This window comes from Solitalea canadensis DSM 3403, from assembly GCF_000242635.2.
Classification (GTDB): Bacteria; Bacteroidota; Bacteroidia; order Sphingobacteriales; family Sphingobacteriaceae; genus Solitalea; species Solitalea canadensis.
On sequence record NC_017770.1, the window covers coordinates 985,315 to 1,001,697 of the forward strand.

Annotated in this window: 18 protein-coding genes; 5 read left to right on the forward strand and 13 right to left on the reverse strand. The window is 36.3% G+C overall.

Annotation, left to right across the window (positions count from 1 at the left end; translation table 11 throughout):
- Positions 1-112: 112 nt before the first annotated feature.
- From SOLCA_RS03945 to SOLCA_RS03995, 11 genes are all read right to left on the reverse strand, one after another.
- The gene (locus tag SOLCA_RS03945) at positions 113-1,174 is read right to left on the reverse strand and encodes an efflux RND transporter periplasmic adaptor subunit (RefSeq protein WP_014679154.1); all 1,062 of its coding nucleotides are present in this window, start codon (positions 1,172-1,174) and stop codon (positions 113-115) included.
- Positions 1,175-1,181: 7 nt separating this feature from the next.
- Positions 1,182-2,537 carry a TolC family protein gene (locus SOLCA_RS03950; RefSeq protein WP_014679155.1) on the reverse strand — a complete coding sequence of 452 codons (1,356 nt, stop codon included), beginning with the start codon at positions 2,535-2,537 and terminating at the stop codon, positions 1,182-1,184.
- Positions 2,538-2,545: 8 nt separating this feature from the next.
- A complete protein-coding gene (locus SOLCA_RS03955; protein WP_014679156.1) occupies positions 2,546-3,148 on the reverse strand; it encodes a TetR/AcrR family transcriptional regulator in 603 nt (200 codons plus the stop codon).
- 12 nt (positions 3,149-3,160) lie between these two features.
- On the reverse strand, positions 3,161-3,778 hold the full coding sequence (locus SOLCA_RS03960; RefSeq protein WP_014679157.1) for a TetR/AcrR family transcriptional regulator: 618 nt from the start codon (positions 3,776-3,778) through the stop codon (positions 3,161-3,163).
- A gap of 305 nt (positions 3,779-4,083) precedes the next feature.
- Complete coding sequence (locus SOLCA_RS23410; protein ID WP_217166170.1) at positions 4,084-4,515, reverse strand: hypothetical protein; 432 nt, start codon at positions 4,513-4,515, stop codon at positions 4,084-4,086.
- Positions 4,516-4,885: 370 nt separating this feature from the next.
- Positions 4,886-5,491 carry a TetR/AcrR family transcriptional regulator gene (locus SOLCA_RS03970; protein ID WP_014679158.1) on the reverse strand — a complete coding sequence of 202 codons (606 nt, stop codon included), beginning with the start codon at positions 5,489-5,491 and terminating at the stop codon, positions 4,886-4,888.
- Positions 5,492-5,574: 83 nt separating this feature from the next.
- Positions 5,575-5,889 carry a low molecular weight protein tyrosine phosphatase family protein gene (locus tag SOLCA_RS03975; RefSeq protein ID WP_014679159.1) on the reverse strand — a complete coding sequence of 105 codons (315 nt, stop codon included), beginning with the start codon at positions 5,887-5,889 and terminating at the stop codon, positions 5,575-5,577.
- Positions 5,889-6,254 carry a RidA family protein gene (locus SOLCA_RS03980; protein ID WP_014679160.1) on the reverse strand — a complete coding sequence of 122 codons (366 nt, stop codon included), beginning with the start codon at positions 6,252-6,254 and terminating at the stop codon, positions 5,889-5,891. Before SOLCA_RS03980 ends, SOLCA_RS03975 begins: the two co-directional genes overlap by 1 nt.
- Before the next feature lie 10 nt (positions 6,255-6,264).
- The gene (gene coaD, locus SOLCA_RS03985; RefSeq protein WP_014679161.1) at positions 6,265-6,729 is read right to left on the reverse strand and encodes a pantetheine-phosphate adenylyltransferase; all 465 of its coding nucleotides are present in this window, start codon (positions 6,727-6,729) and stop codon (positions 6,265-6,267) included.
- Positions 6,730-6,850: 121 nt separating this feature from the next.
- On the reverse strand, positions 6,851-7,387 hold the full coding sequence (locus SOLCA_RS03990; RefSeq protein ID WP_014679162.1) for an RsmD family RNA methyltransferase: 537 nt from the start codon (positions 7,385-7,387) through the stop codon (positions 6,851-6,853).
- A complete protein-coding gene (locus SOLCA_RS03995) occupies positions 7,378-8,217 on the reverse strand; it encodes a DUF3822 family protein (RefSeq protein ID WP_014679163.1) in 840 nt (279 codons plus the stop codon). Before SOLCA_RS03995 ends, SOLCA_RS03990 begins: the two co-directional genes overlap by 10 nt.
- Positions 8,218-8,395: 178 nt before the next feature.
- Between SOLCA_RS03995 and SOLCA_RS04000 the strand changes: the two genes are divergently transcribed.
- On the forward strand, positions 8,396-9,814 hold the full coding sequence (locus SOLCA_RS04000; protein WP_014679164.1) for an ATP-dependent DNA helicase: 1,419 nt from the start codon (positions 8,396-8,398) through the stop codon (positions 9,812-9,814).
- Between the two features lie 70 nt (positions 9,815-9,884).
- Positions 9,885-10,736 carry a cyanophycinase gene (locus SOLCA_RS04005; protein WP_014679165.1) on the forward strand — a complete coding sequence of 284 codons (852 nt, stop codon included), beginning with the start codon at positions 9,885-9,887 and terminating at the stop codon, positions 10,734-10,736.
- Between the two features lie 441 nt (positions 10,737-11,177).
- On the opposite strand, the gene SOLCA_RS04010 is transcribed toward SOLCA_RS04005, so the two are convergent.
- Positions 11,178-13,067 (reverse strand): beta-N-acetylhexosaminidase, encoded by a 1,890-nt coding sequence (locus SOLCA_RS04010; protein ID WP_042479256.1) that lies wholly within the window; start codon positions 13,065-13,067, stop codon positions 11,178-11,180.
- Positions 13,068-13,242: 175 nt separating this feature from the next.
- On the opposite strand from SOLCA_RS04010, the gene SOLCA_RS04015 reads away from it, so the two are divergent.
- The 3 genes from SOLCA_RS04015 (at position 13,243) to SOLCA_RS04025 (ending at position 15,699) form a co-directional block, all read left to right on the forward strand.
- Positions 13,243-14,523 carry a DNA polymerase Y family protein gene (locus SOLCA_RS04015; RefSeq protein WP_014679167.1) on the forward strand — a complete coding sequence of 427 codons (1,281 nt, stop codon included), beginning with the start codon at positions 13,243-13,245 and terminating at the stop codon, positions 14,521-14,523.
- A gap of 94 nt (positions 14,524-14,617) precedes the next feature.
- A complete protein-coding gene (locus tag SOLCA_RS04020) occupies positions 14,618-15,046 on the forward strand; it encodes a hypothetical protein (RefSeq protein ID WP_014679168.1) in 429 nt (142 codons plus the stop codon).
- 110 nt (positions 15,047-15,156) lie between these two features.
- The gene (locus SOLCA_RS04025) at positions 15,157-15,699 is read left to right on the forward strand and encodes a hypothetical protein (RefSeq protein ID WP_014679169.1); all 543 of its coding nucleotides are present in this window, start codon (positions 15,157-15,159) and stop codon (positions 15,697-15,699) included.
- A gap of 36 nt (positions 15,700-15,735) precedes the next feature.
- Here SOLCA_RS04025 and SOLCA_RS04030 read toward each other — a convergent pair whose 3' ends face one another.
- Positions 15,736-16,323: a DUF4230 domain-containing protein gene (locus SOLCA_RS04030; protein ID WP_014679170.1), complete on the reverse strand. Its 588-nt coding sequence runs from the start codon at positions 16,321-16,323 to the stop codon at positions 15,736-15,738.
- Positions 16,324-16,383: the final 60 nt, after the last annotated feature.

Sequence of the window (16,383 nt, forward strand, 5' to 3'; positions counted from 1 at the left end):
TTTGAGACATGGGATATTGGATTTGAGAAACCTATATCCTCAATTGTTTTTATTAGCCTGTTATTTACAACAGTCAATTATATGCTTTGTGTCTTGGCGTCTTTGCGGTTAATTATTTCTGGATAGCTACCTTAGTGCCATTTGTAAGATTGATTTGACCGCTTGTGATTACAGTTTCACCTTCGTTCAAACCACTTTCGACAACTACTTTATCGCCTATAATTTGTCCTGCTACAACTTTATGAAGTTTAGCAACACCATTTTCCTCCACATAAATTTGGTTACTGTTAACACCACCAACAAAAGCACCACGAGAAATAAGGATACCTGGAGTAGCCTGTGGTAATGAGAAGTTTGCAGTACCGTACATACCTGCTTTTATTTGCTGGTCTTTAAGGTTAGTTACTTCAATTTCAACCGGATAGTTTAAGGTATTATCACCTTTAGCAGCTATGAAAGTAATTTTACCATTATAGTCAGCTCCGGCAAAAACTTTACAGTTTACATTAACCCTATCATTTAATTTAAGGTTGATAACTTGCGATTCAGGAACGGTAACGTTCAATTTCAAAGTAGATACATCAACAATATCGAATAATTTAGTACCAGGAGATAAATATGAACCTAACTCAACATATTTCTTATTGATAACACCCGAGATCGGGGCCTTAATTTGCGTATCTGTCAATTTTCTGCGTGCAGTAATCAAACGACTTTCTGCCTGGCGAATTTGGAAATTAACGTCATCTAATTGCTTTTGAGTGATACCACCGGTTTGTAAAGCGCTTTCAAAACGTTCACGATCTCTTTTCAATTGATCAAGGCTTGTTTGAGCTGCAGCAAGATCCGCGTTTAAGATCTCGCCATCTATACGTGCAATCACTTGTCCTTTGGTTACATAACTTCCTTCGTCAACTAATAATGAAGTTATGCGGCCAGAGTTTTCTGAAACAAAAGATAATTCGCGGACTGGAGCAAATGTTCCGTTCGCAATAAAATCTCTTGCAAAGGTTGTTTTAGTAACCTTTTCAGCCTGAACAGGAATTACAGCAGCTCCTTGTTGTACAAGTGCTGTTTTCTCATTGTTGGCTTCTTTATTTGAATTAAGCTTCCATCCGATTGCAGCAAATGATGCAATGATTACCGCTCCATAAATGAAAAATTTCTTGTTCATTGTATTCTTAGTTTAAAAGGGTTCTTAAGTTTCCGTTTGATTTAATTAATTCAATTTCTGCTACTTTATAGTTAAGCAGGGCTTGTGTATAGTTATTTTGAGCTTCAGTTAATGAAGTTTCAGCATTTAAAAGATCTGTTAAATCAGCCAAACCAAGGTTGTAGTTGTTTTGAGTTGATTTGTAAACTTCTTCAGCAAGCGATACGTTCTCTTTCTGCGTATTAATAGTGCTTAAGCTATTATTCAGCTGAATTTTTGCATTATCATAAGCAAGATTTAACGACAGCTTGGTTAACTCTTTGTTTTTTTCCAATTGTTTTAAGCTTACTTTGGTTTGATTAACCTTTGAGCGACGAGCAAAACCATCGAAAATTGGAATTTTTACTTTGATACCAATTGATGACATATCAAACCAGGTTGCAGTTCCTCCAGACTTGTGTAAGTCAAATTCATTACTTAAACCATTGTAAGAATAGTTGGCAAAAGCAGAAATAGTTGGATAGTACTCTGAAACATTGGCCTTCTTTTGTAACTCCAATAACTCTGATTGTTTGTTTAATAATTGAAATTCTGTGCGATTTTCAACATTGAACATATTGGCCTGTAAACCTAATCCGCTTTGATTTTCAATTGATTTTAAATCAAGCGCAGGGAAGGTAATCGGCGTATTCAATTGCATACCCATTGCATACTTCAGTTGGTTTTCCTGTTGAATAATGCCGTTTTTTAACTCATCACGCTGGGAATACAAATTGGTCAGGTTTACTTTTATACGATCTAAGTCAATTTTTTTAGCCAAACCGTTATTGTACTGTGATGTTGTAGTTTTTACTAATTGTTCAACGCGTTTGATATTAGCATCAACAACTGATGCTTTTTCTCTGGTAACTTGAGCGAGGTAATATAATTTTGAAACATTTTGAATTACCTCCTCCTCAGTCATTGAGGTATTAAGTTTATAATACTCTTCACTTTTCTTTGCTGCTCTTAAGCCGGTAAAAACCTGTTGATTAAATAATTGTTGATTTAATTCAACTCCGGCATTTGCACTGTAGGTAGTTCCTGCTTCAATCGCAGTTACAGTACCTGGTTTTCCTACTAATTCGCCAGGTAACACCATTTGTTGTTTAATTACATTGTCAGTTAGGCTTGCATTCGCATTGATCTGCGGCAATGCTAATGCACGAATTTCCTCCGTTTTGTAGCGGCCAGATTCTTCGTCCATACGAGTGGCTGCTAATTTCAGGTTGTTTTCTAGCGCGTATTTCAGACAATCCTTAAGGCTAAGTTCAGAGCTTTGCGCCTGTGCGATTGCGGCTGATAAGCCTAAGAAAAGCAAGGGTATACTAAGTAATCGTTTCATTCTAAAATTTATGCTTCGTGTGTATAGTGTTCAATTAATTCTACTCCTTCAATGGTAGCAAGTCCACGCATAAAATGTATAGTGTGAGCTAAGGCTACTTGCTGTAATTTTTTATGATGAAGAATATTAGCTGTGGCATTAAAGAGAGCATCAATTTCAAGAAGGCGAAGATCAGTCATAATATCAATATTGATATTTTCATTAAACCAACCTTCTTTTATACCGCGTTCGATATTGTCGCGGATCATATTTTTAAGGATGTAGCTTCTGAAGAACTCAGCTTCTTTCCAGATTTCAGAATGATATTTTTTTATATCATAAGTGAAACTTGGATTAATGGCCAATGCTAATTGTTCAATGTATTTTAAAGCAATGAAGTTTTCTTCAATGGCATCGTTAGCTTCGGTTTTGCATTTTTCCAGTGCCGACTGATAGCTCATTAAAATGTGATTCATTAACTGACTTACCAACGAAGACTTGTCTTTATATTGTTCGTAAATTGTACGTTTTGAAACTCCGGCTTTTACAGAGATATCATCCATGCTGACGCTCTTTACTCCAAATGTTGTAAAGAGTTTTTCTGCTGTTTCTATAATTCTTTCTTTAACCATGATATCTGTTTGTTAGTTAATGCTTCTATAGGCTCTGATGAAAAGTTCAGTTATTTGTTTTTGTTTCCTGTTGATCACTTTTGCAGTATCCTCGTCTAGTATAGCACTGCGAGTGTTAGGGGTTAATATGCTGAATCTCACTCCGGCCATTACATCCATATATAATTCTGCTGCTTCCAACGGATTTTCTATTTGCATTTCGCCCTTATCATTTGCCTTGGTAAGCAGTTTTTTCATGAAAATAGTCTCTCGTTTTATCGCGTTATAGATGATCTCATCTAAAGATCCCTCAGTGCAATCAATGATGTTTCTGTTAAGACCCATATTGTAGTATTTCATAAAGAAATCATGACGTACATCGATAAGGGTTAATAATGTTTTTTCTATTGACTTAGCATGATTTGCTTCGCACTCGATCTCTTCAAAGTAGTTGTTCAGAATTCTGTCAACTACAGCTTTAAATAAGCTCGCTTTATCTGGAAAGTAATAGTATAATAATGCCTTTGATAAATGCAGATCGTCGGCGATCTCATTCATCGTGGTTTTGGACGGACCATAATGAGCAAAACGTTTTAAAGCCGCTTCTACAATCAGCTCTTGTTTGTCATCTTGTATATCAACTTGACTCATTTACTTTTTGACTTTTTGTATTGAATGGTCAAATGTACAGTGCGAAAACTATATCTTCCAAAAAAGTTTCCTTTTGTAACAACGAATTTACTTATTGACTTTTTGGGTATGTAAGTCAAAAGGTAAAAATGAAGATTGTGGTTGATTTTGTTATAATCAGATATGAAATAGGTATTTATGGAAGAAGAAGATCTTAAGACAGAAAATTTATATTGAAGAACTTATGGGAGAGGAGCCTTTTAAATAGAATAAGAGTAAACTGATAATTGGCTGTGACCCGGTATAATAGATTGAGTAATATTTTATTAATTATATATATCAGGTCGCTCAGTTAGCAATCCGTATTTTAAATTAGGAAGCTTGATAAGTTCTGAGTATTTTTCTTTTACTTCTTTGCTGCCCAATAAAGTCAAATGTTCAAGGTTTTTAAGATTTAAAATAGGAGTATAATCTTTGTCATTAAGTCGGATTGTTAAAAGACGAAGAAATCTTAATAATGGTAGCTCATTTAAAAAAGATAATGAATCAATATGAATATATTTTGGACTAAATCCATCTCCTTCAATTGCTAAACTTTCCAGATTGCTTAGTGCGGTGAGACATGAATAATCATTAATTTTCTGAAAGTTTTCTATTGATAAAGCCGTTAAGTTTTTAAGCACTGTTATCGGCCCAATATCCTGAACACTGGCTCCTGATCCTAAATGGAGGTATCGGAGTTCTTTTAATTGAGTCAACTGCGAAATATCCGGATAAACACCCCATTTGATGTTTAATTTCTTTAATCTTCTTTGATTACAAATGGCATTAAATAGTTCTTGCGATACTCTTGTGTTAAAGCTCAGTTAAGTAAAGGTGTCAGGGTTATTCGTTAAAAAAGTACACCATTCTGCCAGAACTCTTTTCCTGTCTTTAGGTTTGTCATATTGAGGCAAACTAAGTTGGGTGCAATTAATCTCAAGGGATGTATCCTTACCATCATATTCTGATAACTCGATAACTCTTTTAGGTGCGGGTCATTGCAGTGATAATAAGTAAATCCAAATTTGATTTCTTTTTCAGACAAGATGGACATGGGTTTAATAGTTACGGTTAATTATTGGATAATTATCCTCTAAGCCCTTTGATGATAAGTTCAGTAAGCAATTGTTGTTTTTCTAATATCATATTAAACTGATTGTCATCTGGTTGAAGGGTGTTGCTGTAGTTTTCTAAAACAACAAGGCGAATGCCTATCAGCGCATCAAAAATAAGTTCTTCAATTTTTTTAGGGTCTTTGATCTTCAATTCACCTGAATTAGCACCTTCTGTAAGGATTCTCGTTAAAAAAGCTTGCTCCTTAACTCTAATTTCGCTGAAACGGCTTTTCATTTGTGCAAAATTTTCGCTGCTAAAGCTTTTATTGAACTCTAATAAAATGAAATATTTCTTGATGAAATCATGTCTTTTACGAAGGTAAATCGTGAGTGCTTCAGAACTTGAATCAGTTTTTTGTACTTCCTCCTGCATTTCATCAAAATGCTCGTTGAAAAGTTTAGCTAAAACTGCAAAATACAGACTGCTCTTATCTGGAAAATAATAGTAAAGCAAGGCTTTAGACATCGAAAGGTCGTCGGCGATTTCATTCATAGTGGTTTTTGTTAAACCATAATGAGCAAAGCGTTTTTGAGCAACTTCAATTATTCGATCTCTTTTCTTGTCTTGGTTTTCCATTAATATTTTGTGTCCGTTCTTTGTTAAGGTTCGAAGATAATAAAAACGGTTGTACGATAAAATGATGCTTTTGTTTTAAATTATTACAAAAAAGGCTCAACAGCTGTTTGTAATGTAAAGATGAGTTCTTTGTCCATGTATTGATAGTCATCCGGAATATCGAGGATAACCAGCTTTTTACTCGCTGCATTAGGAAACTTCTTGTTGATAATCTGTCGGTGTTTTATTTCCATCACGAAGATCAAATCGGCCCAATCTATATGTTTGGCTGTAAGTTTTATCCGTGCATCATCAGAGGTTCCTGCAGATTTAACAACATGATCAGGCAGTTGCTGAAAAATTGTTTCAGCCGTTCTGCTTCTCCATTTATTTTTACTGCAAACGAAGAGAATATTCATTAGATAGCTGCTATCGCCTCAATTTCTACTTTGTATCCATAGTGTAAACCAGGAACAGGCACTATACTTCTGGCTGGTTTGTTTTCCGGACCAAAAAAGGCGGCGTAGGCTGCATTTACAGCTGGCCAGTCATTAACATCTGCAATGTAAACCGTTGTTTTTACGATTTTCTCTTTTGAACTTCCTCCTGCTTCAGCAATAGCAAGAACTCTGGATAGAGCTATTTTTACTTGTTCCTCTAAAGGAGTTTCAACAGGTGCACCAGTAGGTAATTGTCCCGAAATGAAAACAAAGTGATGCGCTGCAACACCTTGATTGTAATGCCCTCCGGGGGTAGGTACGTCAGACGAGTAAATTGGAATCATAAGAGAAAGATTAATATAAATGAGATAAGGCTTCGGATGGTAAGAATTTGCTTACGTCTCCATTGTTTCTCAAAATGTCACGCACGATAGTGGAACTAATAGCCGAGAACTCAGGCTTGCTCAAAATGAAAATGGTTTCAATGTTAGGTTTCATAGCGGCATTGATCTGTGCGATAGCACGTTCATATTCAAAATCGGCAACAGAGCGTATCCCTCTGATCATATATTGCGCATTGATTTTTTCGCAGAAATCAACTGTTAAACCTTCATAGGTTTGAATTTCAATCTTAGGATTGTTTTCAAAAACAGCTCTTACTATTTCTTCACGTTTTTCAGGGGATAAGAAACTCGCTTTACTGCTATTTAGTCCGATGCCGATAACTACCTTGTCAAATAGCGGCATAGCGCGCTGAACAATATCAAGATGGGCAATGGTAATGGGATCAAACGATCCGGGAAACAAAGCTGTTTTCATGCTGGATTTTAAAGTTCATCAAATAATGCAGCACAAAAAAGGAGAAAATTATCCAAATAAAAAACTTCTGTAACTAAAAGGTTGAGATTTCCGGAATCGAAAATTCACCATAAGGATTCACTTACGCCTTCTCAAAAAAACTAAAAGTCGACTGACCATACTTTCTATTCGAAGAAAAATGAGGCTGGTTTTCCATTTGAATCATGGAGGCGTGTTCAATTACAAGCAGGCCATCTTCTTTAAGCAGGTTGCGTTCAAACACACTTTTAGCAATTAGCTCTGGATTGGGCATATCATAAGGAGGATCTGCAAAGATGAGATCATACTGTACATTTTCTAATGCAAGGTATTTGAATACATCAGCTTTAACGGATTTAATGGTAGTAAGGTGATGCAATGCCGCTGTTTTCTTAATATAATCAACACAACCTGGAAAACGGTCCACCGACACAACAGAAGGGCAGCCTCTTGATGCCAGTTCAAAGGAGATATTACCTGTTCCTGCGAAAAGATCTAAGGCTGTTATTTCGTCAAAATTGAATCGATTGTACAAAATATTGAATAATGACTCTTTAGAAATATCAGTGGTTGGTCGTACTGGTAAATTCTTTGGAGCTTGTAATCGTATACCCTTTAATCTACCGCCAATTATGCGCATAATTCAATGTTTAATAATGAATAAAAGCGATGCTGAGGAATCTGTGTCATAGCCGCGCTAAATCCAAGTCTGGTTGATAATTCGCCAAAATGCACTTTTCTGAAATGCTGGTGAATTAAATTGTAAGCCACATCGCCTGGACGAATAGCGCCTAACATGAATACATGCAAATCTTTAGGATTTAAATCCAGTTGTTTGCATACAAACAAAGGGAAATAAATAAATTCATCATCTGTTTTGTACTCAAACCGATTGTAAAATTGAAGTTTACCATTACTAAATACAACTAATTGTATGGCTCCCTTGACTACATGAATGTACAGTAATTGTTTCTCAGTGTGACTGCTCTGGTTAATCAAGCCTTCTAATAGCGGGGTTCCTTCAAAATAGATTAACGCTCCTTCAAAGAAATGTGTAACAGTTCTTTGTAATCTTTCATCCAAAGTGAAAATCTGCTTTGCATTTAAAGATGGAACATCATTAACAAACACTTTGTTGCTTCTGTTTCTGAAGTGGAGTGAAGCATAGTCGTTAACACTTTTTAAGTCGAAGTATTCATTAGGAATAAGGGTATACTCCTGCGAAGGGACAATAATTCGAAGTTTGCCATAAAACTGAGTAAGCAGCTCATCGTTTACAATCAAATTATCATATTGATAAGAGTCTAAATTTTCATAATTAGCCAATGCAACGAATCGTCTTTTCGACGGATCGTAAACACAATAATTAAGGGCTGTTTCGGTAAACTTTACCGTTAGATAATATTTAGAAGCTTGTTTTATTTTAAACGCTTTATCAACGATTTTGAACTGCTGTAGGTTTTGCTGCATAGTTTTTGGGCAATTCTCGCAAAAATACAATATAAAGTAACACTTTGGAAGTACAATATAGGTTTAGATTGTTATAATCTTATGCTGAATTTGAAAATAAAAAAATAAGCTGATTAGAAACCCATATTATTGATCAGGTAAGTCTAAATTTGTAATTCAAAAAACAGCAGGTTAATTAATGTTCAATACTTCCATACTCGAAAACGTTTTCCCACATCAACCTACTTTTCAGCAACAAGAGTTATTTAGACAATTACATGATTTTTTAAGGCAAAGAAGTAATAATGCAGTCTTTATTGTTCGTGGTTATGCTGGAACCGGGAAAACTACAGTGGTAAGTGCTTTAGTTAAGTTGTTGCCTTCTTATAAGTTAAAATCCGTATTACTGGCACCCACTGGACGTGCGGCAAAAGTGATTAGCTCCTACGCCGGCAAGGAGGCGTTTACAATTCATAAAAAAATTTATCGCAAGCGTGATGCAACGAGTCCTGTTTCTGGTTTTTCAAGATCAATAAATCCTCATACAGATACGGTATTTATTGTTGATGAGGCTTCTATGATCTCCAATCAGCAAGCGGATGGCGCCGATTTTTATGGCCAACAGCTATTGACTGATCTGTTGAATTATGTGTTCAATCAGAAAAATTGCAAGCTAATACTAGTAGGGGATACCGCGCAGCTACCTCCAGTAGGTTTAAGTCATAGTCCGGCTCTGGACAAAGAATATTTAACTTCCCATTTTGACGTGGACGTAATGGAAGTAGAGTTAACAGAGGTTTTACGTCAGCAACAACAATCAGGAATTCTGGAAAATGCAACCCGGATACGGGAATTGATCAGGGATGAGATAGAGACTTTTCCGCAGATAGTTACTAAAGGCTATCAAGATACATTCAGAATGAATGGAGAAAAAATGGTAGATGGACTTAATTATGCTTACGATAAATATGGTGTTGAAGATACATTGATTATTACCCGTTCTAATAAAGGAGCCAATCAATTTAATCAACAGATTCGGGGGCGTATTTTATATCGGGAAGAAGAGATTTCAACTGGTGATTACCTGATGGTGGTAAAGAACAATTATTTCTGGTTACCCCAAGAATCTAATCACGCCTTTATTGCGAATGGTGATATTGCCCGGATTAAGCGAATAAAAGGGATTTCTGAATTGTATGGATTTCGGTTTGCCGAACTTACACTTGAATTTCCTGATTATCCGGATGAGCCAGAGTTAACCTGTAAGATTTTGGTTGATACATTAACTTCAGAAAGTCCGAATCTTAATTATGCTGATAGCAAGCGGTTGTATGAAGCAATAAGCGAAGATTATTCGCACATACCTAATAAACGCGAACGCGCACAAAAGCTAAAAGAAGATCCATATTACAATGCTTTGCAAGTGAAGTTTGCTTATGCAGTAACCTGTCATAAAGCTCAAGGCGGTCAATGGAAAGCGGTTTTTGTTGATCAGGGTTACTTAACGGAGGAAATGGTTAATATGGATTTTCTTCGCTGGCTGTACACGGCTGTCAGTCGAACAACAACTGAACTTTTCTTTGTAAATTTTGGAGATCAGTTTTTTGAAGAGAATTAACTGAAGATCAATCTTCAGCACTTGGGCGATTGTGTAATTCTTCTAACTTTGAGAAACTATCTCGTTGTTTATGAAGAAACTTGTATTATTTGGCGTTTTATTGTCGCTCCTTTCTACTCATTTAATTGCTCAACAGGTTCAATCGAAAGTTAAATTTCCTAAAGGGAAATTATTCATTATAGGTGGTGGCGACCGTCCGGATGCACTTGTAAAACGGATGATAACTGAAGCTTCTCTTGAGGCGAATGATTATGTAGTTATTTTGCCCATGGCGAGTGAAGAACCCGACTCGGCTTATTTTTATGCTAAGAAACAGTTTGTGAACGCCGGTCTCAGAACGGTTAACTGTACAATTTCTACTAAACAATCACTTTCATCTTCTGCATTGGATTCATTGGCAAATGCTAAACTCATTTATATTTCCGGTGGGGATCAAACCCGTTTTATGAACTCCATTAATGGCTCGGCTGTGAGAGCTGTAATTGAGAAAGCGTACCTAAATGGGGCAATGATAGCAGGAACCAGTGCCGGTGCAGCCGTAATGAGTAAAGAAATGATCACCGGAAATGAATTGCTGCACAAAGAATACCGGGCAACACCTCAGGTTATAGAAGATGGAAATATTGAAATAAAGGAAGGTTTGGGTTTACTGACTTCTGCTGTAATTGATCAGCATTTTCTAATACGCAGTAGGCACAACCGTTTATTAAGCATGGTGATAGAATACCCTTCAAAGAAAGCGATTGGAATAGACGAATCAACAGCTATTTTGATCAAAAACGGATGGGCTGAAGTTGTGGGTATTTCGCAGGTAATTGTTTATCAAAATCCTACAAAATCAAAATCAGTAGGAAACAATAAACTTGGAGCAAAAGGACTGAAGGTTGATATCTATCTGCCAGGAGAAAAGTTTGCACTGTAAGGGGGTGCGGGTTGCGGGTTTCGAGTTACGGGTTTCTGGTTACGGGTTTCGAGTTTCGGGTTACGGATTTCGGGTTTCGAATTGTGTATTAGTTAGTTTATTAATTATTGGTTTTGGAATTGTTTAATTATTCACTCAAATTACTAGTTCAATAGGAAGATTGGTGAGAATATCTTGTTGATATTTATGTTCAAATCCCTTTTAAAGGTTGAACAATTTTTAGAGAGTTTTGCACCTGAAGGCGCAACGCTGTTGCGATCTTGTACTCCTACAACTTGAGTCAATCATTAAAAATTGATGAAAATAATTTATAAACAATTACTCTATAATTCGGAACCCTAAATCTACAATCAATCCGTAACCCGAAATTCGTAATCCGTAACTCGCAACCCGAAACCCGAAATCCGTAACTCACAACCCGTAACCCGTGGCCCGCAACCCTTAAGACGTTTGTCTCATTTTCTTATCAAGATCTTTAATTTTTAGCGTAACAATTTTCCCAATCTGTTTGCCATTTCTGTAAGTCACGGCTTTAAAAGTATCTGCACCTTTAGGAATCTCTAAAGGTTGTGAATAAAGTGGGTAGAAGCTATCTGGGTCAGGACCTTCAAACGAATAATAAATGTCAAGTCCGTTAACCTCGGCTGTTACACTGATCAGGTAATTGCCAATATTGTTTTTATTAACTCTGATAATGGGATCGTAAGCACTTTTAGCGTAGTTAATCTCAGCTGCATCAAAGCGTTTAAACTGAACTTCCATACGCTTGGTAAAATCATCCCAGTTGCGATTTTCCTGTGGTGTCCAAAAAACTTCAGAAAGGGCAAATGCACGGGGCCAAACCATGTATTCGAGGTGACGATTATTTGGCACGTTTTCCGTCCACAAGTTTCCTTGACCGCCTAAAATAAACTTCTTATCAATTCCCTCCGGAACGGGGTTCAAACTATAAGAAGTACTTAATCGATTCATTGAATAAGTTTTGTATTCACTGTCAGGATCACCCTGATATAAATCCAGGTAACAATATTTGTCGGGAGTCATAATTACATTGTGTCCCATGTTCGCGGCTTCAACGCCACCTTTTAAACCTCTCCACGACATTACCGTTGCTTCGGGCGCTAGGCCTCCTTCTAAAATTTCGTCCCAACCGATCATTTGCTTACCCTTGCTGATGATCAATTGCTCCATGCGATGAATAAAATAGCTCTGTAATTGATCCAAAGATTGTAATGAATCAGTTTTCATACGAGCCCGGCATTTTTGACATTTATCCCAATAGCCCTTATAACATTCGTCTCCTCCAATATGAATATATTTACCAGGAAACATGGATATCACTTCTGTTAATACAGAATCCATTAGTTCAAAAGAACAATCATTTCCAATACATAGTGAGTTTTCCATTTTTTTATAGAATTTATCGCCAACGTTTGGTTTAAAATTTCCTCCGAAGCAAGATAATTCAGGATAAGCAGCTAAGGCCGCTAAACTATGTCCGGGTACATCAATTTCAGGCAAAATGGTAACGTTGCGGGCTGCAGCGTACTCTACAATTTCCTTAATATCTTCTTTGGTATAAAAACCTCCATAAGTAGTGAGTTCTCCATCATATTGCGGACTCTGGCTCCACCATTCGCCCATTCGAGGAGCTCTCCAGGCGCCAACTGATGTCAAGCGAGGGAAGCTTTTGATTTCGATCCGCCAACCCTGATCATCCGTTAAGTGCCAATGAAATACATTGTATTTGTATTTCACCATATTATCAATGTATTTTTTTACCAATTCTTTCGGAAAGAAATGCCGGCTTACATCAAGCATAAGTCCACGCCATGCAAAACGGGGATAATCAGTAATCGTTACACAAGGAATAGTCCAAGATGCATAGGGTTGATTTTTTATACTATTGATTTTGGGAGGCAATAATTGAAGTACACTTTGCATGCCATAGAATAGTCCTCCGGTGGTATTTGCACTTATTTCAATGCAATTAGGGCTTACTTCTAAATGGTAGCCTTCGTTACCGATCACTGTGTCACGGATGCTTAGAATATCGAACTTGATAAACTTGCCTTTACCCAAAAACTGATTTTCGTGAGCTATATCATTATTGAAACCGGTGGGAACCGCAATTGATTGTTTGAAAAGTTGCGCAATGTGTTTTCCGCTGTCAACATTATAAACTAAAATAGCATCTGGTGTTAAAGTGAAAGTACCGGATAATACTTTGGCTGAAACAGGTTTTGGAACGATTGTGATTAGAGAATCCTGAGCATTGCTGACAGTACATATCAATCCCAGGGAAATTATAAACAGTAGTCTTTTAAACATCCGAAAAAATAATCTTTTGATTTAAGTTAGTCCGAAAATAGGCAAATTTAATAGTTTTCCTTGTTTGGAGCGTTGATAAAAGTCAATCTACAGCAAAAAATAAAACTAAAGTAAATAGTATTGTTGCTAATTTAATTAGTATTTTGTAACTTTGTTTCAACAAAACAGATGAGGCATGAACCAGAATCGTATCAGTAAAGACGGACAAGCGTTAGTATTGTTTATTGATATGAACAGCTTTTTTGCAAGTTGCGAGCAGCAGGATAATTATTGGTTACGTGGTCGACCTATTGGTGTATGTGTTTACACAGGGCAATATGGTTGCATTATAGCTCCATCGATAGAGGCTAAAAAAAGAGGTATTAAAACCGGAATGCGTTTGAATGAGGCTATTAGGATTTGTCCTGAATTGGTCCCTCTGGAAACTAATCCTGACAGATATCGGGGGTATCATGTAAAAATCATAAAAATACTAAAGCGTTACGCTGAGGATGTAATACCAAAAAGTATTGACGAAGCAGTTGTAAATCTTACTAATTATAAATTGATCTATGATGATGTGTCGGAACTGGCTAAAAAGATCAAAAAAGATATAAACCGTGAAGTTGGTGATTGGCTGAAATGTTCAATTGGTATCGCTCCCAATGCTTTTTTGGCCAAGCTCGCTTCCGGTATCAAAAAGCCAGACGGCTTAACTATTATTAATGAACAGAATATTGATGAAGTGCTGGGTCGATTACAACTTGTTGATTTACCCGGAATCAGCAGTAACATGGCTTGGCGTTTACAAAAACATGGCATCAATAATCCTATTCAACTACGGTATGCACAACCAGAAAAAGTGAAAAATGCTTGTCAGAGTGTGGTGGGTTTATATTGGCATTATCGCTTGAATTTTTCAGAGGTTGACCTTTCTACTCATGATTATAAAAGCATGCAGGCCATGCGGCAGATATCAGCATCACAACGGGAAAATGTAGAACAGGTAGAAGCCATATTGCTAACACTTTGTACGACGCTCGAAAAAAGAATGGTGCGACAGAATGTTCTGGCTAATGACATTTCAGTATCGATAAGGTATGAAGATGGGAGATGGGGAGATATGATCAAGCCAGGAGCTCCAATTCAGGAAGCTACTGAAATACTCCGGTTGATAAAGTTAAAAATGAAACAATCAGCGTTAAGAAGCGGCAGTGAATCGCTGTTGAATAATAAGATAACTTCACTTGGGGTTGGTGTATTCAATTTTGTAGATGGTGATTTGGCTCAGTTTAATATGTTCGAAAATACTCTTCGGAAAGATAATTTACGGAAACTGGTGTATGATATTAAAAGCAAGTTCGGGAATGATAAATTGGTTAAGGCGGTTGAATTAACCAATGGAAAAGTACTGAAGGATGTGATCGGATTTGGGTCGGTAAAAGATCTAGATGAGGATTATATTATGCAACTGTAATTTATTTGTTATAGGTATAGTATTAATAATTACGTATTTATACTTAAAGATAAAATGTGTAACTTAAATACTTTTGGATTACTAACCATTGCACATGAAACCTTTAAAACATCTTTTTTATATTTTTATAGTATATTTTAGCATAAGTTTTTGGGCTTGTAACAGAGAAGGTGCACGTAATGTAGTATTGCCGTCAGCAGTTTATATTACTTACGCTGATGCCAAAGGAAATAATAATTATATTTTAAGTGATATTAAATGGGATAACTACTCTCCTAATAAATATGTGCTCAATATTGATCTTCAAAATCTACCTATAAAACTTAATTATAATAAACTGGAAAATGCTTATCTGATGAAAAAAGTAAATGGTACTACTTTTTCAAAGATAAAGCTGGATGCTAAAAACTTTGATATAGAGTTTAAGAGTGATCAGTTAACTGTCTTTTATAATAATAATGATAATAATATAGATGAACAGTTAGCCGCATTCGACGTAATCAGTTTTGAAGTTAGTCCTTAAGCGTTCATTTTGCTAAAAGATTGATTCAATTTTTATGGAGAAATGCTATTTATTGATGCATGAAAATTGAAATAGTATAGCTAAATTCATTGAATTAAAATCGATAAACTATGCTCGATAATCTTTTAGATCTCGTAAAGCAATATGCAGGAGATGCTATTGTAAATAACCCTGATATTCCGAACGATCAGAATGATGCTGCTATTGAAGCAACATCAAGTTCGATATTTAGCAGCCTGCAGAGTCAGGCAAGCGGCGGCGGGTTAGGAAATATTCTGAACATGTTTACAGGTAACGCTGGTAGTGGAGGAGCAAGTGCTGGTGCTATCGCCGGTGTAGCAGGTTCATTAATGGAAAAATTTGGGTTGGATTCAACTAAAGCACAAGGTATTGCTGCAACTTTAGTACCTCAGGTATTAAATAACCTGGTAAGCAAGACCAATGATCCTAATGATTCAAGCTTTAATCTGAACGGTATTTTAGGTTCGTTGACCGGAGGTAAAACTGATGGTTTGGACTTAACTAATGTGGTTACTCAGCTAAAGGGGAGTGACGGACAATTTTCCCTGGACGATATTACCAATTTATTTAATCAGCAAGGCGGTGATCAAGGAGGTGGTGGATTGATGGATAAACTTAAAGGCTTGTATTAGCGAAAAAAGAAGGGTTGTTTATTTAAGCAGCCCTTCTTATTTAAATTCGTAGATCACTTTTTTATAACCAAAAGCTGCAAAGAACGGGGTTAACACTTTTTCTGCGCTTACTTTTGTTTGTTCCAATATTCCAGCTTTTAACGCATTTTTTCCTAACTCTTCTTCAGCCTTTTTATAAGCCTCGTCAACAAGTTGAGCTTCCACTAAAAAGGCATAATTGGTTTGATATACTTTAGAATTCTTATGGTCAATTTTATAATAACATAATTCAGGGTTAGGAAGACGGATTGTTAAAATGGTATCAACAACAGTGATATCTTCTTTTTTTACCTTGCCTAAATCAATACAGCCAACTGCTTCTCCACTAACAATTAATAAAGCTTTAGGGTCGGGTAGCCATTGACTGATCATTTCATGCTCAACAATGTCCTTAAATTTGTAGCGCACCAACTCCAATTTTCCCAGTGACTCAACTTTTTCAAGTATTACATTGTGAACAGTAGTAGACTTCACCTCATTCTTGCCGCAATTTCTCATCGTAACTAATCCTAATATCAATACAACGAGCCATGGGAAAATACGTACAAAGTCTGATCGGTTTTTTTTCTTTTCAGCGTAACTCATACCTAAATTTAAAAACTTGAACTTGTTAAATGATATTTTATTTGATGTTTTTTAATGATT